The 22,191-nt window shown below is 55.2% G+C and carries 18 protein-coding genes; 10 read left to right on the top strand and 8 right to left on the bottom strand.

All coding sequences use genetic code 11. From position 1 onward, the window contains the following. Window positions 1-8 precede the first annotated feature (8 nt). From KP814_RS01715 to epmB, 3 genes are all read right to left on the bottom strand, one after another. A complete protein-coding gene (locus KP814_RS01715; protein WP_216735120.1) occupies window positions 9-2,105 on the bottom strand; it encodes an EAL domain-containing protein in 2,097 nt (698 codons plus the stop codon). A 167-nt stretch (window positions 2,106-2,272) separates the two neighbouring features. Beyond that, window positions 2,273-4,075 (bottom strand): GTPase, encoded by a 1,803-nt coding sequence (locus KP814_RS01710; RefSeq protein ID WP_216735119.1) that lies wholly within the window; start codon window positions 4,073-4,075, stop codon window positions 2,273-2,275. A gap of 268 nt (window positions 4,076-4,343) precedes the next feature. After that, window positions 4,344-5,390, bottom strand: coding sequence for an EF-P beta-lysylation protein EpmB (gene epmB, locus KP814_RS01705; RefSeq protein ID WP_216735118.1), 1,047 nt, complete (start codon window positions 5,388-5,390; stop codon window positions 4,344-4,346). An 84-nt stretch (window positions 5,391-5,474) separates the two neighbouring features. On the opposite strand from epmB, the gene efp reads away from it, so the two are divergent. Then, complete coding sequence (gene efp, locus KP814_RS01700) at window positions 5,475-6,047, top strand: elongation factor P (RefSeq protein WP_011399132.1); 573 nt, start codon at window positions 5,475-5,477, stop codon at window positions 6,045-6,047. 106 nt (window positions 6,048-6,153) lie between these two features. Further along, window positions 6,154-7,110, top strand: coding sequence for an EF-P lysine aminoacylase EpmA (gene epmA / locus KP814_RS01695; protein WP_216735117.1), 957 nt, complete (start codon window positions 6,154-6,156; stop codon window positions 7,108-7,110). Window positions 7,111-7,159: 49 nt separating this feature from the next. Here epmA and asd read toward each other — a convergent pair whose 3' ends face one another. The 3 genes from asd to KP814_RS01680 form a co-directional block, all read right to left on the bottom strand. Continuing rightward, complete coding sequence (gene asd / locus KP814_RS01690) at window positions 7,160-8,050, bottom strand: archaetidylserine decarboxylase (RefSeq protein ID WP_216735116.1); 891 nt, start codon at window positions 8,048-8,050, stop codon at window positions 7,160-7,162. A 39-nt stretch (window positions 8,051-8,089) separates the two neighbouring features. Beyond that, window positions 8,090-8,914, bottom strand: coding sequence for a sulfurtransferase (locus KP814_RS01685; protein ID WP_216735115.1), 825 nt, complete (start codon window positions 8,912-8,914; stop codon window positions 8,090-8,092). 124 nt (window positions 8,915-9,038) lie between these two features. Further along, window positions 9,039-10,766: an HDOD domain-containing protein gene (locus KP814_RS01680; RefSeq protein ID WP_216735114.1), complete on the bottom strand. Its 1,728-nt coding sequence runs from the start codon at window positions 10,764-10,766 to the stop codon at window positions 9,039-9,041. A gap of 95 nt (window positions 10,767-10,861) precedes the next feature. On the opposite strand from KP814_RS01680, the gene motA reads away from it, so the two are divergent. Together motA and motB are read left to right on the top strand one after the other, a co-directional pair. After that, window positions 10,862-11,713: a flagellar motor stator protein MotA gene (gene motA / locus KP814_RS01675; RefSeq protein ID WP_127968928.1), complete on the top strand. Its 852-nt coding sequence runs from the start codon at window positions 10,862-10,864 to the stop codon at window positions 11,711-11,713. Between the two features lie 53 nt (window positions 11,714-11,766). Further along, a complete protein-coding gene (motB, locus tag KP814_RS01670) occupies window positions 11,767-12,753 on the top strand; it encodes a flagellar motor protein MotB (RefSeq protein WP_216735113.1) in 987 nt (328 codons plus the stop codon). Window positions 12,754-12,759: 6 nt separating this feature from the next. Here the strand turns inward: motB and rsgA are convergent, their stop codons facing one another. Beyond that, complete coding sequence (gene rsgA / locus KP814_RS01665) at window positions 12,760-13,806, bottom strand: small ribosomal subunit biogenesis GTPase RsgA (protein WP_216735112.1); 1,047 nt, start codon at window positions 13,804-13,806, stop codon at window positions 12,760-12,762. A 179-nt stretch (window positions 13,807-13,985) separates the two neighbouring features. Here rsgA and orn point away from each other — a divergent pair, with 179 nt between their 5' ends. Continuing rightward, window positions 13,986-14,534 (top strand): oligoribonuclease, encoded by a 549-nt coding sequence (gene orn, locus KP814_RS01660; RefSeq protein WP_216735111.1) that lies wholly within the window; start codon window positions 13,986-13,988, stop codon window positions 14,532-14,534. On the opposite strand, the gene queG is transcribed toward orn, so the two are convergent. Next, window positions 14,523-15,647 carry a tRNA epoxyqueuosine(34) reductase QueG gene (gene queG, locus KP814_RS01655; protein WP_216735110.1) on the bottom strand — a complete coding sequence of 375 codons (1,125 nt, stop codon included), beginning with the start codon at window positions 15,645-15,647 and terminating at the stop codon, window positions 14,523-14,525. The two genes, orn and queG, sit on opposite strands and share 12 nt — an antisense overlap. 156 nt (window positions 15,648-15,803) lie before the next feature. On the opposite strand from queG, the gene KP814_RS01650 reads away from it, so the two are divergent. The 5 genes from KP814_RS01650 to miaA all read left to right on the top strand — a co-directional run bounded on the left by KP814_RS01650 (window position 15,804) and on the right by miaA (window position 22,126). After that, a complete protein-coding gene (locus KP814_RS01650) occupies window positions 15,804-17,294 on the top strand; it encodes an NAD(P)H-hydrate dehydratase (RefSeq protein ID WP_216735109.1) in 1,491 nt (496 codons plus the stop codon). A 5-nt stretch (window positions 17,295-17,299) separates the two neighbouring features. Further along, window positions 17,300-17,779: a tRNA (adenosine(37)-N6)-threonylcarbamoyltransferase complex ATPase subunit type 1 TsaE gene (tsaE, locus tag KP814_RS01645; RefSeq protein WP_216735236.1), complete on the top strand. Its 480-nt coding sequence runs from the start codon at window positions 17,300-17,302 to the stop codon at window positions 17,777-17,779. A gap of 29 nt (window positions 17,780-17,808) precedes the next feature. Next, window positions 17,809-19,131 (top strand): N-acetylmuramoyl-L-alanine amidase, encoded by a 1,323-nt coding sequence (locus tag KP814_RS01640; RefSeq protein WP_216735108.1) that lies wholly within the window; start codon window positions 17,809-17,811, stop codon window positions 19,129-19,131. A 152-nt stretch (window positions 19,132-19,283) separates the two neighbouring features. Further along, complete coding sequence (gene mutL, locus KP814_RS01635; protein ID WP_216735107.1) at window positions 19,284-21,128, top strand: DNA mismatch repair endonuclease MutL; 1,845 nt, start codon at window positions 19,284-19,286, stop codon at window positions 21,126-21,128. Continuing rightward, window positions 21,128-22,126 (top strand): tRNA (adenosine(37)-N6)-dimethylallyltransferase MiaA, encoded by a 999-nt coding sequence (miaA, locus tag KP814_RS01630; RefSeq protein ID WP_216735106.1) that lies wholly within the window; start codon window positions 21,128-21,130, stop codon window positions 22,124-22,126. Before mutL ends, miaA begins: the two co-directional genes overlap by 1 nt. Window positions 22,127-22,191: the final 65 nt, after the last annotated feature.

The raw sequence follows: 22,191 nt of genomic DNA, 5'->3' as shown, positions 1-22,191 counted from the left end.
CTGCGAGGCTACTCGCCCTCGCTGAAGTCGTAATTCATTTCCGGTGAGGGCTCCTGCAGATAGTAGCCCTGAATGTAGTTGACGCCCGCCTGCCACAGTGTGGACAGTACGGAAGCGTTTTCCACGAAAGGCACTACCGTTAGTTTCTTCAACTCCTGTAGCTGAGTGATCATTTCCTTTAGCTTCTCTCTGGAGCGCTCGTCTTTCTGAATCTCTTCGGTGAATGAGCCATCCATCTTGATGTAATCGCATTCAACGTGTTTGATGGTGTTGAATGGGTTCAAGGCGCAACCGAAACGTCCAATGGAAATCTTGCCGCCTAAGCGTTTAATGCCCGCAGCGAACTCTTTGGCCTGTTTCAGATACTCGATAGCGTTCTCTTCGGCGATCTGGAATATCAAGGCGCCGCCGGGCAGTTTGGCTGCCTTCAACGCCAGGCCCAGCCACTGTACGAAGGTTTTATCCAGCACCGTGTAGGGAGTGATGTTCAAGAACAGCTTGGTGTCGTGTCCTTTGGCGCGATGCGCGCTGAGGCTCTTGATGTTCTGCAGGATCACCCAGCGATCCAGTTTGATCGCAAGTTCGGCGTTGCTGTCGATGGGCAAAAACTCAGATGGGCTGATTTCCTCGTCCTTGTCGTTCAACATGCGCAGGAAGGCTTCGTAATGCTCTTCGCCTTCGCCGCGTAAACCAATGATCGGTTGGAACAACAGGCGGAAGCGGCCGTTGTCCAGGCTGCGCTGCAGCACGGCGACCATGTCTTCATCCAGAGGCTGCGCTGCGTCGAAGTCCACGGCGTTATATAAGTAAACGCCATTGCCTTTCTTCTTGCCTTCCAGATTGTGAACATGTGAACAGGCTTTGTGAGCGCGGCTCATCAGCTCTTCTGCTTTCGGCGCATTTTCGTTGATGCGGGCGATGCCTATGCTGACAGTGACCTGCGCGGTGCGGTCGCCAACTTCGAATAAATGTTCTTCCGTCTGCTTGCGAATATTTTCCGCCAGTTGCTCAGAGCCCTTATCGTCGACCTGGGACGCCAATATAGCGAAGGTGTCATCGCCAAGACGGGCCAGGGAGTAGTTGTCAGGGCAAATGGACTTCAACATGTTGGCGAAATCGCCAAGGATGCTGTCTGAGCCTGGGATGCCGTATTCGTTACGGGCGACGGAGAAGTCGTCCAGCTCCAGATACAGCAGGCTGCCTTGCAGATCATTGTTGAGCGCTTTGTCGATCGCTCCTTCCAGGTGCTCCATGAAGTGCACCTTATTGTAGAGACCGGTCAGCAAGTCTTCGCTGCTGAACTTACGCAGCTTCTCTTCCAGTTCAGGATCGACTTCCGGGCGCACGATAATCTGAGTACAGGCTTCGCCGTCATACGTCGCCTGAGAGCAGCTGAGGACGACCTCTACTTCGGAGTCGTCGCTCTTGCGAATGGTGCAGGTCAGCTCTTTATGTTGCTGATTTTGCTGGGCGTCATTGAACGCTTTGAGGAAATCTTTGAAAGGTTCCTGGCTGCCGCTGGACAGAACGTCCATGACGGGAATACACATCAATTCGTCGATGTCTTCGTAACCGAACAGCTCCAGGTAAGCTTTGTTAGCGAAAACGTGCATGCCTTCGTTGATGTAGGCGATGGCGTCCATGGAGCTTTCGAGCAACAGGTTGCAGCGTTTTTCCGCTTCCCGCAGATGCACTTCGATGTTGCGGCGACGACGACGTTCTTCCAGGTCGCTCAGCTCGCGCTTGACGGAAAACACCATTCGCGGAAGTGCATCCACCGGCAGCACTTCGCGTGCGCCCAGCTTCAGTCCTTCCAGGGCTGAGTCCTCATCGAAGGTCTGTGTCAGAAGGATAAAAGGAAGGTCTTTTTCCAGTCTTTTGATTTGTTCGAGGCAGTGCTTATAGGTGACTTCCCCGTCGACTTCTTTGGCGATGAACAGATCCCACACCTGAGAGTTTAGCGACTCTTCCAAATCCTCCAGACTGGTGACTCGGTGAGCGCGCGTGGCTCTCCCTGCATTCCGAAGTAGGCTGACTACTTTTTCGGCATCATTTTGCGAGGCGTCCAGGATCAGCAAATGTACCGTTGGATTTTTTTTTTGCATGAACGTGAATTGATCAAACTCCAGTCAATTGGCGTAAACCTTGGCGCCGAACGCACCTCAAGAGCGCTCTACAGCCCAGATTTTACAAAGTTTTATATATGTAAGTTATTCTAGGTCGCTCTTTATTATGCGACAAGGAAATATGTTAAGTAATTTGACGTTCGTTCCTATAAGGACGGCCATAGTGAATCAAAATCATCTTCGCTTGCGCCCGTAGTTTTCACTTCTTCCTGGGCTTGATTAAGCGATTGATTTAAAAACTTAATCTCAAACTGACTGAAACTGCCGGTAGCGGACACCCGACGACAAAGCTGCACTTTGGTTTCGCGTCCCTGTTTGTTGATGATGACTTTGTGACCCACCTGGAACGGCAGGCGAGGAGTGATGAGCGTCGCAGGTTGTCCGATGGAGGGAAGTTCCGGCAACAGCAGCCCGCGCAAAAACTCGCTGCCTTCGCCGGTTTTCTGCGTGAGCTGTACGCCGCAAGGCTTGGCGCTGGGCGCCAGCAACTCGACGCCGAACTGGGTGCCATGTTGTTTAATCTGGCGAATCCAGCGGATGACGGAAATGCTCCAGGGGTGAGACTCATCTTCCCGCACGCCAAGCAACTCTCCAGCCTGGACATTGCCGGGCACGTCGCCCACCCATTGAATGCAGTAGCCGCCTGGACTGGTGTTCACCAGGGGTACGATATGCTGCATGTAGTTGGATTTGGTTTCCGTCTGTTTAATGCGATTGATGCCGGGATAATTTATCGGCGACATTTCAGCGGCGCGGCCGCGATCGTCACGAGTGGGACCCGCGTCGAAAGAGGAATTCCAGACATCGGTTTTACGCGCGCGCTGCATGAAATAGTTGACGTCATTGTCATCGTCATTTTTCGACATCAGCAGGGTATTGAACTCGACGCCGTTGGCGCAGAAAAAGTGCGTGGCGGAGAGTCCGACGCTCAGGAATACGCGGCCGGTGCTGGACATACGTTTAAAGGTGCGTTTTGTCAGAATGCCCAACGCCTGACTTAGCGATGACAATACGTTGTCGGTCATCCGCACCGGCATGTCCAATACGCCTTCCGGCGCCTTCTTGTGCGTGTTCACATAGGCGATGTAGTCCGTCAGTCTGTCCACCAGACGGGCGGTGTCGAAACCGAAAGAGTCCAGGCTGGGCGCTGCGCTTTGCAAGCTGCGATAGTGAGGCGCCGCATCTGCGCCGGGATTGACGATAAACAGTGCGGTTGTCTCCGCGTCGTCCAGAACATCCGTAAATTGCGCCCAGGATTCGAAGGCCTCGAAAGCGGCGGCGATATCATTTTGGCGCATCTGATTGGGCTTGCAGCAGCCAAGCAGCAGCACACGCTTGTAGATATGCTCCAGCGTGGTTTCTTCAAATAACTTTGACTGCTCGTCACGCACTTTGGCGTTGGCGAACTTAAAGGTGTGCGCAAACTTATAAAGCTGATGAATTTCCAGCCAGACATTGGTTGGGCTTTGGCAATACAGCTGGCAGGCGCGTAATACGCAACGGGAAAGGTCACTGATGGCGCGATGGCAGGCAGTCGCCAGAGACTTTTTGGCGCGGTCCGACATGGAGGCGCTGAGCTGATCGTGAATCACCAGCTTATAGCCATTAGCTAGATGTAGTTGCAGGGCCTGGGCGAGGTTGGCGATTTTGCGCTGTTTTTCGGGCAGAACTATTGAGTGGTTAAGAAAGTGTTTTGATAATTCCGTGCAGACGTAATAGATAGGTCCACGGATGACTTCCATTAACTGGTAGCGGTTAGCGGGTGCGGTAATCAGTTGGTTGAGTTCAATAATCGCATGGTATAGCCGTTTGGCGGTTTCACCAATGTTGGCGATGGGCAGCTGGCTCACCCAATGCTCCAACTGCTTAACGTTAGGTTCGCAGAAGGACAGCGAGGTGAGCTTGAGCTCAGGAACAGTTATTTTCGGCGCAGTACTTTGACCGTCCATGCATGACAACCATTATAGTTTTCGTGGTGACCTGAACGCATGCCTGCCGATAACTCAATGAATCCAGCGGGATACGCGCGTTTTTTCAAAATAAATGAAAATTCTTGCTTTTAGAATAGCAAAGATTCTTCAAAGGGAGTGGAGGGGCCTCCAAAATCCCTTCTTTTGCAAACTTTTACGATTAACATGGGTGTAACACAAAGCGACAAAAAGTTACATAACCAGTCATCCCTGTCAAAACTTTTTTGCGCCGCGCCTTTGTCCTTAATCAGGCGAAGATGGGCGTTTTGGAGGGGGCTCCGGGGATTTCTCTGACCAGGCGCGGAACCAGGTAACCGGGTAGTTTGGCTCTTAACGCTTGCATTAAAGAAGAAAGACGTTCGTCGCCACAGTCAAAATGAGCGGCGCCCTGAACTTTATCGAGCTGATGCAGGTAATAGGGCGTAACGCCGCATTCAAATAATCTCTCGCTAAGAGCGGCCAGGGTGGGGGCGTCGTCATTAACGCCCTTAAGCAGAACGGTTTGGTTCAGCAACATATGGACTGCCGGGCGCAGTCGCGCCAAAGCTTGTTCCACGGAGCCATCCAGCTCTGCGCTGTGGTTAGCGTGGATAACCATGATGGTTTTGAATGGACGGTCCGAAAACAGGTCCAGTAGTCCTTGATCAATGCGATCAGGCAGCATGATTGGCAGACGCGTATGGAGCCTTACCTTGCTGATCTGCGGCAGCTCTGCGATGAGAGTGAGTAACTCATCAAGAACTGAGTTATTCAGCATGAGCGGATCACCGCCGCTGAGAATGATTTCACTGACGCTGTCGTCGCCCGGCAAGGTCGCCAGGGCTTCCTTCCATTGCGCGCGGCTTTGGCGATGTTCGCTGTAGGGGAAATGGCGTCGGAAGCAGTAACGGCAGTGGATGGCGCAGGCGCTGGTGGTAATGAGCAGGGCGCGGCCGTGATACTTCTGCAAGATGCCTTTGGAGGCGGTGTAATCCGCTTCGCTCAGCGGGTCGGCGCTATAGCCGGCCATTTCCTGCTGCTCCAGATGCAGTGGCAGCACCTGAAGTAATAGAGGGTCGTTCGGGTCGCCTTTCTTCATGCGGCGCACGTAATCGCGAGTCGCCCGCACCGGAAACTGCGCATGCCCGGGAAGCGCGTCCTGCAATAGCGCGTGCGGCAACTCCAAAAGCGACAGCAGTTCCTGCGGCGACTTGATCATGTCGACGATTTGCTGGCTCCAGGAGAGTGAGGGGGCGGATTGGGCGTCAAGTTTCGCGTCGCAGACTTCTACTGCAACCGGATTTCGGGCTATCATTTACAAATTTGCACCACAAGTCAGGTTCTGACCGAATTTTAACATGCGTCGCCGTCTGGCGATCATTCTGTTTCAAGAGGAAGTATGGCCAACTATTCTACCAACGAATTCAAATCAGGTCTCAAGATTATGCTGGACGGAGACCCTTGTTCCATTATTGAGAACGAGTTTGTCAAACCCGGAAAAGGGCAGGCGTTCAACCGGGTCAAGTTCCGTAACCTGAAGTCTGGCCGCGTCGGTGAGCGTACGTTCAAGTCCGGTGATTCTGTAGAAGGCGCGGACGTTGTGGATCTGGATATGGAATACCTGTACACCGACGGCGAATTCTACCATTTCATGCTGACTGACGGCTCTTTCGAACAACACGCGGCGGACGTTTCCGCTGTTGGCGACACCACTAAGTGGCTGAAAGAGCAGGACGTCTACACTGTGACTTTATACAACGGCGCGCCGCTGTCTGTATCTCCGCCCAACTTTGTTGAGCTGGAAATTGTTGAAACTGATCCCGGCGTACGTGGCGACACCGCTCAGGGCGGCAGCAAGCCCGCCAAGTTGACCACAGGCGCGGTGGTGGCTGTACCTCTGTTCATTAACCAGGGCGAAATGATCAAAGTCGACACTCGCTCCGGCGAATACGTGAGCCGCGTTAAGAGCTGATAACGCCGCATAGGCCTTTGTAAGGCTGCGCGTTGAGTCATGGAAAGGCGGATTCGTTGGAATCCGCCTTTTTTATTGTTTCAGACTGATTTTTTCTTATTCGACTATGCAACAGCCCGTCTGGCGTCCAAGCGCCACAATCGACACCCTTCGCAAAAGAGCTGATTTTATTAAGCGCATACGCGCTTTTTTCGATAGCCGGAAAGTCTTGGAAGTAGATACGCCTTTGCTGAGCAGCGTTACTGCGACCGACCTCAATCTGGACAGTTTTGACGTCATCAGTGCGGACCCTGAACCTCGCTATCTGCTCACCTCACCGGAGCATGCGATGAAGCGCCTGCTCGCCGCGGGTTCAGGGCCCATCTACCAGATTACCCGGGCGTTTCGGCGCGGCGAGTTCGGGACTCGTCATAATCCGGAATTCGCCATGTTGGAGTGGTACCGTCCCGGGTTTTCGCTCCAGGATCTGCAGCGTGAGGTGGAGGAGCTTCTGGCCAGTCTGGGCTACGAAGAAAAAGCGGAATGCATGAGTTATCGGCAGGCGTTCCAGCGCTTTGTCGATCTGGACCCGTATCGGGCGGAAACCTCGGCGCTGCAGGAGGTAGCGGCGCAAGCCAGCGGCATGGCGGCGTCAGAACTGAGCCGGGAGGAGGCGTTGGATGTGCTGATGACTCACCGCGTTGAGCCTGCGTTGAAACCCTTGGGTGCGGTGTTTATCCGTGACTATCCGCCGAGTCAGGCGGCCCTGGCTAGAGTCGGTGAAGACGCCGAAGGCGACGCGGTGGCTTTCCGCTTTGAGCTGTACATCAATGGAGTCGAAATCGCCAACGCCTATGACGAGTTGATAGACCCGGTTGAGCAAAGACGGCGCTTTGAAGAAGACAATCTCGCCAGGTCAGCGGCGAAGAAACCGGTTATTCCGGTGGACGAGCGTTTACTGGCGGCGCTGCCTGATATGCCGGAGTCCTCTGGCATTGCGTTGGGCGTGGATCGGCTGTTTATGGTGCTCGAAGGGAAATGCCGGTTAGAGGATGTGCTGGGATTTCCGGCGGACAGAATCTAGCTGAAGCGTCGCGGCGACAGACCGGAGCGGCCTGTCGCCCGTCGTCATATTAGTCCGTTATTTGTTCGTCAACGGCCGTAACGGTCTGCAAAATCTCACCCAGGTCTTCGCCCAGGCGCACTGGCGTCTCTGTTTTGAAGCCTTCGCGCCAGCGCATGGAGCCTTTAGGGAAGGTCATCACAACAGTTGAGCCCAGGCAGAAGCGTCCCATTTCTTCGCCGCGCTTGATGGTGACTTCGCCTGGCTTGTAGGTATAGCTGCGCACTGTTTTGCCCATTGGCGCCACGCGGCCGGCCCACACCGTTTCTACGCTGGCGACGATCATGGCGCCGACCAGCGTCATGGACATCGGTCCCAGTGGCGTGTCAAAAATGCACACGACGCGTTCATTACGCGCGAACAGCGCAGGCACGTTCTCGGTGGTCAGCGGGTTGACCGAGTAGAGTTTGCCGGGAACATAGATCATCTCCCGCAGTTCGCCGTCTATCGGCATATGGATGCGGTGATAGTCTTTGGGGGACAGATAGATGGTCGCGAATTCGCCGCCAATAAACGGTTGCGCCCTTTGCAGGTCGCCTCCCAACAACTCGACGAGACTGAAGCTATGGCCTTTGGCCTGGAAGATTTTGCCATAGTCGATGGAGCCTGCCTGCGATACAGCGCCATCCACCGGCATCACCAGTCGTGAGGCGTCAGGATGGATGGGGCGTGCGCCATCCTTTAACGCCCGGGTAAAAAAGTCGTTGAAGCAGGCATAATCTTCCGCAGACGGAAGTAACGCTTCCTGCATGTTCACGTTATAACGCTTGATGAACCACTTGATGAAGGTGTTCTTTATAAACGGCGTCCTGGAATCCGCCAGCTTGCCAATGGCGCGCGATAGCGCGTGCTGTGGAGTCAGATGCTGGCTCAGAATAAAAAGACGGTCAGATAAGGACATGTTGTGTTCCGTGCGTAAAACCACCGCAAACGCGGTCTGTCAGGGCTGGTCGATCGGCGTATCGGGGTGGTTGCCCCACTCGCCCCAAGACCCAGCGTAGGCGCGCATATTAAAGCCCAACGCCTTCCCGAGCAAATAAGTCAGTCCAGAGCGGTGATGGGATTGGCAGTGTGTGACGATGTGTTTGTCGGCGTTAAGGCCGAGCGCTTCCAGTTCTTCTTTAATTACCGTCAGGTCGCGCAGACGCAAGCCTGCGGACGGGTCCATCGCCCTGGTCCACTCGTAATTAACGGCGCCGGGAATATGGCCATTGCGCATGGCGGTTTGACGTACTCCCTGGTATTCCTGAGGCGATCGGGCGTCCCATATCGCCAGTGCGGAGTCGCCCAGCTCAGCCTGTAACTGGTCCAGAGTCGCTGTGGGTTCTGAGCGCAACTGAATATCGTAGTCGCTGGGAGTGACGCTGGGCTCCTCACGAGTGAGCGGGCGACCTTCGTCATGCCAGGCGACCAGACCGCCGTTCAAATAGCTGTAACGCTGAAATCCGATGCTATCGAGCAGCCAGATCATCCGGCCGGCCCAGCCGCCGCCTTCATCGTCATACACCACTACGTGGCTGTCATGGCGTAACCCGATGTGTTGAACAATGGCTTGCAGCTGAGACTTGTCCGGTAACAGGCCTGGCGCGGGCGGGCGGCCATATTGCGTCGCCCCCGGTGGAATATGAATCGCTCCCGGCAGGTGCGCAGCCTGATAGTTCTCAGTGCGGCATAGGTCGACGAGAGTCAGGCCGGGCGAGCCAAGCAGCGGCTCCAGCTGTTCGGGTTCAAGAATTAGCGGCAGGGAGTCCAGGGTATTCGCCATCGGGATGCTCTCTCTTGGTCGGGCGTTTGGATATTAAGAAGCGCCGTTGCGTAGCAGGTCGCGCGGTCGTTGAAAGCCTCGGATGTTAGCAAAAGCGGCTAAGAGCGCATAGCGCTTTCAGAGGCTAGCTCTCCTGATTCTTATTCTGTTGATTGCGTACGGCGAAATGGTGCAGAACATGAGAGGCCGAGCTACAGACGTGCTTAAAGCTTTCGTACTCATACTCGCTGAGCGGCAGGCTATCCAGGCCGGCGTCTGCATAAAACAGCGCGACGGGACGAGTTTTCACGAACAAGGACATGAGGAAGAAGTCGTCCATCTTGTTGAGCGCCTTGAAGCTGTCGGGAATCATGGCTTTTACTTTGGGAGAACTGCCGGGTTTGACCCAAAGGCTGGATGGCTTCTCCATCAGCTTGCTGAACAGGTTGACTTCCGTCAGGTCCAGGTCGATGCGGGGCAGGTCGGGACGGTCTTCCGCGCCCACGGCGTAATACCCCTTGAGACGCGTGCGTTTGGTGTTGATCAGGGCGATGACGCAGGTATGCAGGCCCACACCGTATTTCACGCAACGGGCGGCGTTATTCATGAGAAAGGCGATGTCCTTAAACTGATGCGGCGACTGCAGCATCATGTTCGTCAGCTCAGCGTAAAGATCCCGATTGCCGTGACGTAGCTTTCTGACGTCGGCCTGGGAGGTCTGGCGAGGAGGCGGAACGGTTTTTTCTCTGGGTTTGGCTTGCGCGCGGACAAAGGGTTCTTCTGTCTCCTCCTCTTCGGCAAGTGGCGGAGGCGGCGCGGCGATTACCGGCTCTTTTCGTAGGGCAGGCTTGGGTTCCTGAGCGGGCGAGGGGATGACAACCGGGGCTTCCTCCTCCTGACGAACGAGAATCTTGGGATCCCACAGGAGCGACTCCGCCAGTCGGTTGCCTGAGGCTAAGGGGTGCAGGCGCGCCGATTCAACGGCGATCAGGTGCGTTTGCCGAATGACTTCGCTGAGAGAGCTGTTCAGATATACCGCCAACACTTTGCTGAGGCGGTTGAATATGCTGCTGCGCCAGTCGAGTTGGGCATGAAAGGCAATGAGATTACTCAAGCCGACAATGAATTCCGGCCTGTTCACAAACAGGCGCAGGTCGCGGTCTTCTGACAAATCGCCGGAACCGGTGCTTTTATAGCGTCGGGAGATGCGCACGAGCTGTTTCATCAACGGCAGGTCATGCAGATAGTGTTCGTCGACGGCCGTTTGCGGCAAGGCGAACGCCTCCTGGATTTTGCTCCAGACCTCAATAAAAGGGGCTCCAAATACTTTTTCTTCAACAGAGCGGCGATGTGTCGAAGAGTGCTCGAGCCTCTGTGTCCAGGCCTGCATTTTCTTGGGCGTGAAGCGCCATAAATACCAGGTTGGCGCGCCCCAGAACAGACCGCCCCAGAAATATTCCTCTTCTTTGCCTTTATGTTTGTGGGCGGCGATGTATGAGGCGAGATGGCCGGCGAAAAAGCTGGTGGCGATGGCCTGATGGTAGCGTCGCACCGGCTCTTCTTTATCTGATTCCGGCGGAGGGGTTTCCTGTAGCAGTTTTTCCAGAAATTCCACTCCCAGCAGGCTGATGGCGTGGGCCAGCGTCTTTACCAGGCTTTCGTCGCTGCGAATCGCCACATTGGCTTTTCCGAGCACGGTAAGCGCCAGCACGGGGTCATTTTTGATGAAGTCGCTCATCCCCTGATAGGACAAGGACGATTTGCTGAGCAGTCCCAACAGAATTTTATTGGTGGCGGTAACGGGAGGCAGCGGTTTTTTAACCAACTGATCCACCCACGCCATGGATTGTTGGGGCGGTGCGGTATCCTGCATAAGTATTTGTGAAATCGCCGGTTTTGATCTTAACTAACAATATAAAAGTAGTTAATAGTGGCTGCCTTGTCACTTAAGCAGAGAATGTTCCTGGTATGCTTTTAATTCTTGGAGTGATCGTCGTTCTGGCCAGCGTGTTGGGCGGATATGTGTTGTCGCACGGGGAGCTGGCCGCCCTGTGGCAGCCTTTCGAACTAATCATCATCTGCGGTGCGGCGCTGGGCGCCTTCCTGATCTCCAATCCGTTCAAAGTCATCAAGCAGATATTCCAAGCCGTTCCGAAAATGATCATGGGGTCGCCTTTTAACCGGGTGGTCTACATGGATCTGCTCAGCTTGCTCTACGATTTGTTCGATAAAGCGCGGCGCTCGGGCGTCATGGCGATAGAAGCGGATGTGGACGACCCCCTTAACAGCGAGATCTTCAATCGTTATCCCGCCATTGTGCGGATGGATAAATTGCGAGACTTCATTACCGATTATCTACGCATTGTCAGTACCGGCAACATGGCTCCTCATGAGCTGGAAGGTTTGATGGATCTGGAGCTGGAAACCCGAATGCAGGAGCTGGAAAAGCCCGCCGATGCGGTGAATCGCGTGGCGGACGCTCTGCCGGGGTTTGGGATCGTCGCTGCGGTACTGGGGATTGTTATCACGATGAAATCACTCGGAGGGCCGCCTGACCAGCTGGGCGTGCATGTCGCCGCCGCTTTGGTGGGGACGTTTCTGGGGATACTGGCGGCCTATGGCTTTGTTGGTCCAACCTCTCACGCCATGCACCATTTGGCGGCGCAAGAAATCAAAGCCTATGAGTGCGTCAAGGTCAGCATACTGGCAACCATGACCGGCCTGGCGCCGCAATTGGCCATCGAATTTGGGCGCAAGGCCCTGAACTCGGACGTACGTCCCAGTTTTCAGGAGCTTAATGATTACGTCCGCTCCAAATAGGTGGCGGCGATCATGTCTGAAACGCGCTGGCTTGAATACAACGGAGGCGGGATATGATGGAGGAACGCCCGCCGATTATCGTTCGCCGCGTCCGCAAGGGGCATCACGCTCATGGCGGCGCCTGGAAGGTGGCGTTCGCGGACTTCGCCACCGCCATGATGGCTTTCTTTCTGGTGTTATGGCTGAGTGAGGCCGCTACTGAAGATCAGAAAGAGGCGATCTCTGGCTATTTCACCGATCCGATTGGTTTTGAGCAGGGTGGCAGCCCGTACGTCATAGACCTGGAAGGTAGCGTTACGGTGACGGTGACCCAGGACACTGCCGGTAAGCCGCAGGATCAGCCGGAAGTGCGCATGCGCGAGGACACCATTCAGGACCTCGCAGCGCAACTTGAGCAGCAGAAGCTGACCCGGCTGATGCAGGAAATCATGACGCAGATCGAGAAAAACCCCAAGCTGAATGCATTTAAGGATCAGCTGTTGCTGGATATCACGGATGAAGGCTTGCGCATTCAGATTGTCGATAAACGGCAGCGCCCTATGTTTGACAGCGGCCGCTCGGAACTCAGACCTTATTTCGAAGAAATCTTATTTGAACTGGCGAAAAGCATCGCCAAAGTCAGGAATAAAATCAGCGTTTCCGGCCACACCGACGCCCAACCCTTTCTGGGCCGGGACAACTACAGCAACTGGGAGCTTTCGGCGGACCGCGCCAACGCCGCGCGTCGCGCGCTGGTGGAAGGAGGGCTGCCGGAGGGGCGTATGGCGCGAGTAGTTGGACTGGCGTCTTCCGTGCTATACGACGAGAAAGACCCCTACAACCCAGTTAACCGTCGCATTTCTATCCTGGTGTTGAACAAAAAGACGCAAGAGGATATCGAGGGCGCGGAACAAGCGGACAGCGCCATCTCCACTTCGGATTTACTGGAAGAGCTGGATCGCACTCTGGACCGTCAGGGCCGCAAACCTGAATTCGATCCAGATAAAGATCTGCCTGTAGACGATAAGCCTGCGCCGAACACAGATGGGCTGACCTGGTAATCAGCCCTAAAGGTTCTCCTCGTGGATGTCCTGTTCCTGCAGCGATTCCCTGATGCGCAGAAAGCTCTCCATGCGGCTGGAAAGAATTTCACCGCTTTCCTGCGCTGACTGCAGGGCGCAACCGGGTTCCTGAAGATGCCGGCAGTTACGGAAACGGCAATGGCCGAGATGAGGGCGAAACTCGACGAAGCCGTCCTCCAGGGTGCGCTCATCAATATGCCACAAGCCGAACTCCCGGATGCCGGGGGAGTCGATCAAGTCGCCGCCGGAGGGGAGGTGAAACAGTTTGGCTGTCGTGGTGGTGTGCGTGCCTTTGCGAACATTTTCCGACAGATCGCCCACTTTGACGTCCTCGTCCGGTAGCAGCATTTTGATCAATGAGGACTTTCCAACCCCTGATTGACCCACAAAGATGCTGGTCTTATGCGCCAGGTGCCGCTTGAGGTCATCCAGGCCGGATTGAGTGTTGGTGGATGCGTCGATCCATTCGTAGCCCAATTGCTGGTACTGATCTTTGAACTGTTGCAGCGTGTCGCGGTTGGCGTCGTTGATCAGGTCTTGCTTGTTGAGGATGATCAGCGGGGGAATGCCAACGGCTTCCGACGCCACCAGGTAGCGATCAACCAGATTGTGGTGAGGCTCAGGCTCCGCGGCTATGACAATCAGAATCTGATCGATATTGGCGGCGATAGGCTTCAGCTGACCGAACTTGTCTGGGCGCTTTAAAGCCGACTCACGGGGTTGGCGGGCGACAATGACGCCGGAATTGTCCGGGCCGGCGCGCCAGATTACTTGGTCGCCTGTGACCAGGGAGTCAATATTGGCGCGGACGTAACAGCGAAATATCTGGCCTGCGTGTGGCGGCTCCAGCGCTTCGACTGCGAGTTGCTGGCCGTAATGGGCGATGATAAGCCCTTCTTGCTCTGCAGACAGTTCTCCTCCGCTCAGTTGGCTTTCCAGCTGCGTTTCCTTGCGGGTGGCGCGTTTGGTGCGCTCGTCCTGAATCTTCTGGATGCGCCATTTTTGCTGTTTGCTGAGTTTTCGCTTCGCCATAATCGGGGGGCTTAACTATCCTATGAACTACACTAGTTTAATATACAGCCTGATGGCCTTGAGTATGCATGCGGCTGGCGACGTAAGGCTTAACAAACGGTTATGGATGCCGCTACACTGCCTGATTTTTCTGATGTCGCCGTTTGACGCCGGTGCTACTGTAAAACGATGGAGAAGTTATGTCACGTCGCGATAACCTGATTTGGATCGACTTGGAGATGACCGGACTCGATCCGGACTCGGACCGAATTATTGAAATGGCGGTGGTCGTCACCACCAGCAACCTGGAATTGGTCGCCGAAGGGCCGGTTATCGCAGTGCATCAGCCAGACAGCGTATTGGCGCTCATGGATGACTGGAATCGCAATACACATGGGACCAGCGGACTGACGGACCGGGTCAAGGCCAGCACAATCGGAGAAGCTGAGGCGGAAAAACAGATGCTGGATTTTCTGTCGCAGCATGTAGACGCAGGCTGCTCCCCTATGTGTGGCAATTCCATTGGTCAGGATCGCCGCTTTCTCGCCCGCTATATGAAGGATCTGGAAAAGTTCTTCCATTACCGCAACCTGGATGTCAGCACCCTTAAGGAGCTGGCCCGTCGCTGGCGGCCGGAAGTGGCCGCAGGAATCAAGAAAAAAGGCTCTCACCAGGCGTTGGAGGACATCAGGGAATCAGTCGAAGAGCTGCGCTACTATCGCGAACACTTCCTGCGTTTAACGGACTGACGTTTTTTCCGCTTCTTGCCGCTCGGCCATATCCGCGGGCGGCTCGCCATGTTGCGTCAGCGCCCAGCTGACATGCTCCTGAACAATGGCGGATGGGTGCGATAGCTTCTCCTTCAATGCAGCAATGATTGCTGGCGATGTTGGCGCATTGCCGAGCGCTACGGCGATATTGCGCAGCCAGCTTTCATGCCCTGTACGGCGTATCGCTGATCCTTCCGTGTTGCTGAGGAACTCTTCCTCCGTCCATGCAAATAACTCCAGCAATTCCGCACTGTCGAGACGATGGCGGGGCGAGAAGTCCTTTTCATCGGTCAGCCGGGAAAACTTGTTCCAGGGACAAACCATCTGACAATCATCGCAGCCGAAGATGCGGTTTCCCATCATCGGGCGAAGGTCTTCGGGGATTTTGCCTTTTAGCTCTATCGTTAAATAGGATATGCAGCGGCGGGCGTCCAGAACATTGGGTGCTACAAATGCTTTGGTGGGGCATAAATCCAGGCAGGCGCTGCAACTCCCACAATGGTTTTTGGGATAGGGCGGGTCGATGGGCAGGGGCAGGTCGGTGAACAGCTCGCCAAGGAAGAAGTAAGATCCCGCTTTGGGGTTGATCAGCATGGTGTTTTTGCCGATCCACCCCAAGCCGGCCTTCTGCGCTAATGCCCGCTCCAGAACCGGCGCGCTGTCAACGAAGACACGATAGGCGGACTCCGTAATTTCTTCCTGTATGCGCTTGCCCAGCTGAGCGAGACGTTTGCGCATGAGCTTGTGATAGTCTCTGCCTACGGCGTAGCGGGAGACATAGGCGTTCTGATCTTGCTCCAGACGCGCTTGCGCTTCTCCCTTTTTTTCCGGCCAATAATCCATGCGTACACTGATGACGCGCAGTGTCCCGGGTAACAACTCAGCTGGGCGGCTGCGTTTGTCGCCATGGTCGGCCATGTACCCCATGGCGCCATGATAGCCCTTACTCAGCCAGTCTTTGAGCGCCTCTTCGTGGCGGCCGAGATCGACATCGGTGACGCCGCACTGCTGAAATCCCAGCTCTTGCGCCCACTGTTTGATGTCGCCCGCCAACTGGTTAAGTTGAGATTGGCTGTAAGTTTCGTTCGTCATAAGTTACCGCTTTAATCCAGGGGGCTATTGTGACACATCGGCGCATGGTTGTTTACGAAATGGTCTTTTTCGCGTATTTTGCTAAAATTTACATACGTATAGCGCTATTAATTGAAGTGGATTCTTGAAATGTCACCTGTGCGGGTCTCCCATCCTATGCCGAAGGACCTATTCACAGCGGCGCAAGTGCGTCAGCTCGACGCGTTGGCCATACAGTCCATGACGGCTGAAAATGGCTATGAACTTATGCAACGGGCAGGGCGCTCAGCGTTTCGCGCGCTGATGCGTCGTTGGCCTGAAACGGCGAGGTTGACCGTGCTATGCGGTGGCGGCAATAACGGCGGCGACGGCTATGTGGTGGCTGAACTCGCGCGCCGTCATAATTTGCAGGTCGAAGTATTCGCGTTGAGCGATCCCCAAAAATTGCAAGGTGAGGCGGCTCAGGCCTTCGCGAGTTGCCGCGCGGCCGGCGTTGATGTGAGTATGTGGTCTCCTGATTCCTCTATAAGCGGCGACATCATTGTCGACGCCATGCTGGGGACGGGGCTGTCCGGCGCGGTGCGTGATGACTATGCTGCGGCGATTACCGCTATCAATGCGGCTGTTAAGCCGATCATCGCCCTGGATATTCCCTCCGGCTTGTGCGCGGATACGGGTATGCCTCTGGGGGCGACCGTGAATGCGGCGATGACGGTGACCTTTATTGGTATGAAGCGAGGGTTGCTGACAGGCGAAGCGCCTGACTATACCGGCGAGCTTGTATTTGACGAACTGGACGTTCCCGCTGACATTTATAGTAAAATCCCCGCGGCCTGCCGGCGTTCTGACTTTTCACTGGCTGTTAAATTGGCTCCACTCAGAAAGCCATCGTCGCACAAAGGCATGTTCGGCCGCGTTCTGGTGGTTGGCGGCGATAATGGTTTTGGCGGGGCTGCTATCATGGCGGCGGAAGCCGCTTATCGCGCTGGTTGTGGACTGGTGTCCTGCGCCACCCGCGCCGCACATGTCGGCGCTGGGCTATCTCGACTGCCCGAGGTCATGTTTAGGGGAATCAACAGTCGTGGTGAGCTGTTGGCCATGCTGGAGTCGGCGGATGTGATCGCTTTGGGCCCTGGGCTGGGTAAGGAGCCCTGGGGGCAAATGTGTCTGCAAACATGCCTTGATGCTGGTAAACCCATGGTCCTCGACGCTGACGCCCTGAACATGATTGCCGTCCGCAAGCATCAGCTCAGTCCTCACTCCTTAATGACGCCGCATCCAGGAGAGGCGGCGCGTTTGTTGGAGTCTTCGGTGGCGGATGTAATGCGGGATCGTTTCGCGGCGGCGCGAGAATTGGCGAAGACCTATAATTGTCATGTCTTGTTGAAGGGCCTCGGTACCGTGTTGGCGGCTCCAGACCAGGAAGGGCAGGTCGTCGTACAGGCGGGCAACCCGGGAATGGCGTGCGGTGGTATGGGCGATGTATTAACCGGTCTTGCGGCGGGATTACTGGCGCAGGGCATGACGCCGTTGGCGGCGGCTGAACTGGCGGCGGCCTGGCATGGCGCGGCGGCGGACTCAGCGACGGAAAGTGTAGCGCAGGCCTCTTTGATGGCCGGCGACTTATTAAAGCAGTTAGGGTCGGTAATGCGTGAGGCGACGGTATGACGCAGATGCTTTCATCCAGGCAGGTAATAGCTCCTGATGAAGAGGCGATGGCGGTATTGGGCGATGAGTTATCGCAATGCTTCGCTGCGCCCGGAGTAGTTTATCTGCAGGGACAGTTAGGCGCTGGCAAAACCACGCTGACGCGCGCCATGATGCGCGGCATGGGATATTCAGGTTTGGTTAAGAGTCCCACCTATACTCTGGTCGAACCCTATCAGCTGGAAGACAGGCTGGTTTTTCATTTTGATCTGTATCGATTGGCGGACCCGGAGGAGCTGGAGTTTCTCGGTATCCGCGATTATTTCCATGAAAATTCGATTTGTTTGGTGGAGTGGCCGGATAAAGGCGCTCCATTGTTGCCGGAGCCTGACTTGACGGTCGATATTCAAGTGCTGATGAAAGGCCGCAGAATTAAACTGCTGGCGCACACCACGCGAGGCTGTCAATGGCTGGAGGCGTATGACGCAAAGCAGTCCCGGGAGTAACGATTATACTGGGCAATGAGGTTTACAAGATGACAGTAGCGCTCAGACTGATATTACTCAGTGTGATACTGATTTCTTCCGTTGCGGGAGCGGCCACGGTCAGTAATGTCCGTGTATGGCCGGCCCCTGACCATACTCGTTTGGTTTTTGATATGAGTGGACCGGTGGATCACAAGGTGTTCGCTCTGTCGAAGCCGGATCGACTGGTGATTGATATTTCACAGGCTTCTTTGGAGACTGACTTTTCCGCCGTCAGTTACGAAGGTACGCCGATTCAACGCATTCGTAGCGCCCGCCGCGGTTCCAAGGACCTGCGCGTTGTGCTGGACCTTCGGGAAGGTGTAAACCCGAAAAGCTTTGCGTTGCAGCCGAACGATCAGTATGGGCATCGTTTGGTGATTGATCTGTACGGATCAGGTGGAGCGCAGCAAGTCAAAAAGCAGGCTGACGATCATGCGCAGAAGCGCGATATCGTGGTTGTAATCGACGCCGGCCATGGCGGCGAAGACCCTGGCGCCCTTGGACCCAAAGGCATTCGCGAAAAGGATGTGGTGTTGGCGATCTCCCGTGAACTGCAGGCTTTGCTGGATCAGGAGCGCGGCTTCTCCAGCCGGCTGACCCGTAAAGGCGACTACTTTATACCTTTGCGCAATCGTACTGCCCTGGCTCGTGAGTACAATGCCGACTTGCTGGTTTCAGTGCATGCTGACGCATTCAAGAGCCCGGACGCCAGCGGCGCCTCCGTCTATGCGCTTTCTAAACGCGGCGCCACCAGTGAAACGGCGCGTTGGCTGGCGGAGAAGGAGAATACGTCTGACTTGATTGGCGGTGTTGGCGGCGTGAGCCTGGAAGATAAGGATCAGGTGTTGGCCGGCGTGCTGTTGGATTTGTCCATGACCGCCAGCCTGAAAGCCAGTCTTACCGTGGGCGACAGCGTGTTGAGGTCCGTCAGCGGCGTTTCTCGTCTGCATAAGAAAAGAGTGGAGCAAGCAGGCTTCGTGGTATTGAAGTCGCCGGATATCCCTTCCATTCTGGTTGAGACGGGCTTTATCTCTAACCCCTCTGAAGCGCAGCGGCTGAAAACCAGCAAGTATCAGAAGAAAATCGCCACAGCCATATATGGTGGGCTGCAAAAGTATTTCGTTGACGCGCCGCCTCCGGGCACGCTGCTGGCTTGGCAAAAGCAGTCCGGGCAAGGCAAGGTGGGGCAGACCTATGTCATCGAGAAGGGCGATACGCTTAGCAGTATCGCCCAGAGAAACAACATCAGTCTTAACGATCTGATGAATCATAATGGGCTGACCACGGAGTCCCTGCGGATTGGTCAGGTCCTGATGATACCCGCTACCTGATAACGCCTCACGCATATGAGCCGGCGCCTGGAGCGCCGGTTCTGTTGTTCTTGCACATCTGTTACCATCTGCGGCAATTGCTCGCCTACGCCGCGATATAGTTTATTTGGCGCAGAGGCGACTCACTTCCTGATAATTTGCCGAAATACCCGATGTCGAAGATTCATTTACTTTCCCCTCGATTGGCTAACCAGATTGCTGCGGGTGAGGTTGTCGAGAGGCCCTCCTCAGTGGTGAAAGAGTTGGTGGAGAATGCGCTGGACGCTGGCGCGCGCAAAATAGAAATCGATATTGAGAGTGGCGGCGTCAAATTGATTCGAATTCGCGATGATGGTGGCGGTATACAGCGGGAAGACCTGCCACTGGCTCTGTCTCGTCACGCCACCAGCAAAATTGAAACGCTGGAAGACCTTGAAGCTGTCGCGACATTGGGCTTCCGAGGCGAAGCGCTCGCCAGTATCTGCTCCGTGTCCCGTCTCTCCCTGACGTCGCGTCCGCACAATCAGGGCGAGGCATGGAAGGTGGAAGTAGAAGGGCGTGACATGAAGCCGGAAATTTCACCGGCGGCCCATACTCCCGGCACCACAGTGGAAGTCCGTGACCTGTTTTACAATACCCCGGCGCGCCGTAAGTTTATGCGCACGGAAAAAACAGAGTTCGGGCATATTGAAGAAATTATCAAGCGGCAGGCATTGGGCCGGCTAAGCGTCGCGTTTACCTTGCGGCATAATCAGAAGGTCGTGCACCAGTTGCGTCCGGCTGGCTCGGAAGAGGATCACGTTCGTCGCATCGGACAGCTTTGCGGCGCAAACTTTATTGAGAGCGCGATTCCTATCAATGTTTCAGCATCGGGACTGTCATTGAGCGGATGGGTGGCCAAGCCCACGTTTTCTCGCAGTCAGGCCGATTTGCAGTACTTTTTCGTCAACGGTCGGGTGATTCGCGATAAGCTGGTGGCGCATGCTGTCAGGCAGGCTTATCAGGATGTGCTTTATCATGGGCGTCACCCCGCCTTTGTGCTCTATCTGGAGTTGGACCCCGCCACGGTTGACGTGAATGTGCATCCCACCAAACACGAAGTGCGTTTCCGTGAAGGCCGCATGGTCCATGATTTCCTGTTTCGCAGTTTGCATCGGGCGCTGGCCGAAGTGAAGCCGCAGATTGCCGCGGCGGAGGCCATGCCGGTCGCGGAAGTGGAGCAGGAACGTCCCGTAATGCAATGGCCAACGCAGGATGTATTGCCTCTAAGGCAGCAGCCGGCGGCGTCTGGTTTTTCGATGGCGGGAGCGCCCTCTGCAGGCGCTGTGAGGGAGCAAATCTCCGCCTACGGGCAATTGCATGATAATTCAGGACTTGGCGATATGTTTGGTTCCGCCCAGGCTGGAACTGCTCCTACGATGGATAATGCCGCAGAGGCCCCCCTGGGGTATGCGATTGCGCAATTACACGGGGTGTTTGTATTGGCTCAAAATGCGCAAGGTATGGTTCTGGTCGATATGCATGCGGCGCATGAGCGTATTGTCTACGAGCGTATGAAGCGCTCACTGCACAATAGCGGAGTGACCACACAGCCTATGCTGGTGCCGATGAATCTGGCTGTCAGTCGCCGGGAGTCTCTGGCGGTAGAAGAAAACGCAGAGACATTGCGTCAGTTGGGTTTGGAAATCACAGTCGCCGGCGTAGAGTCTATAATTGTTCGGCAAGTCCCGGCGTTATTGCGGAACGCAAACGTTGAAGCCCTGGTGCGGGATGTTATTGCGGAATTGGCGGAGCATGGCTCCACACGCAAAGTGGAGGAAACCATGAATGAGCTGTTGGGGACTATGGCTTGCCATGGTGCGGTTCGGGCCAACCGACAGCTGACCATTGCAGAAATGAATGCGCTGTTGCGGGACATGGAAGATACTGAGCGTAGCGGGCAATGTAACCACGGCCGGCCAACATGGGTGCAGTTGACGATGTCTGAGTTGGATAAACTGTTTTTGCGGGGTCGATAGTGTCGGATAAAAAGGCGCTTCCGCCTGCCATACTTTTAATGGGGCCAACCGCTTCTGGTAAAACGGACCTTGCTATGGCCCTGAGCGAGCGTCTGCCCTGTGACTTAATTAGCGTTGACTCTGTCATGGTGTATCGCGGCATGGATATTGGCTCCGCTAAGCCTGATCCTGAAACGTTGGCGCGCTACCCTCATCATTTGATTGATATTCGCGACCCGGCTGAACCTTATTCCGCCGCAGAGTTTCGCACTGACGCCTTGCGCCTGATGGAGCAAAGCGTTAATGCCGGACGCATCCCTCTGCTGGTAGGCGGCACTATTATGTACTATAAAGCTTTGTGCCAAGGGTTGGGTGATATGCCCAGCGCAGACGAGAGTGTAAGGGGAGAGATATTGGCTGAGGCCGAACAGATTGGCTGGCCGGCGCTGCATGAGCAGCTGCGCCAGGTTGATCCAATAGCGGCGGCTAAAATTCACCCGAATAACCGTCAGCGTATTCAGCGTGCTTTGGAAGTGTATCGACTGACAGGGAGGCCGCTCTCGCATTATTGGGCGGCGGATGGAGCGAATCCGGAAAATGAGCTCAACTGGGACAGTGTGAATGGCGCAGCTTTGCCTTACAATGCGCTAAACTTAGCTCTGGCGCCCGTTAAGCGAGAAGATTTGCATGCCCGTATCGCCAAACGCTTTCAGATCATGCTGGAGCAGGGGTTGTTGGATGAAGTGGAGCAGTTGCGTCAGCGTGGCGATTTGAATGTAGAACTGCCCTCAATCAGGGCGGTAGGCTATCGTCAGGTGTGGTCTTATCTCGAAGGTGAGTTTGGCCGGGAAGAAATGGTGGAAAAAGCGACTGCGGCAACTCGTCAGCTGGCGAAAAGACAAATGACCTGGTTGCGTTCCTGGCCTGAGATAAATTGGCTGTCTGCAGATGATATACAATTAGTCGAAGCCGCTATGCGACTGATTTCACAACGGTTACAATCGTGTAATCCACTATAGGTCAGATCGCAGGTTAGCGCTATACTATTACGCAATGCTGTCAAAAGTGCTGGCAAACCGTCCCT

The organism is Hahella sp. HN01 (genome assembly GCF_018986435.1).
In the GTDB taxonomy this organism is placed as follows: Bacteria; Pseudomonadota; Gammaproteobacteria; order Pseudomonadales; family Oleiphilaceae; genus Hahella.
The sequence above is the reverse complement of the archived record's forward strand: the minus strand, read 5'-3'. Positions and strand labels throughout refer to the sequence as shown.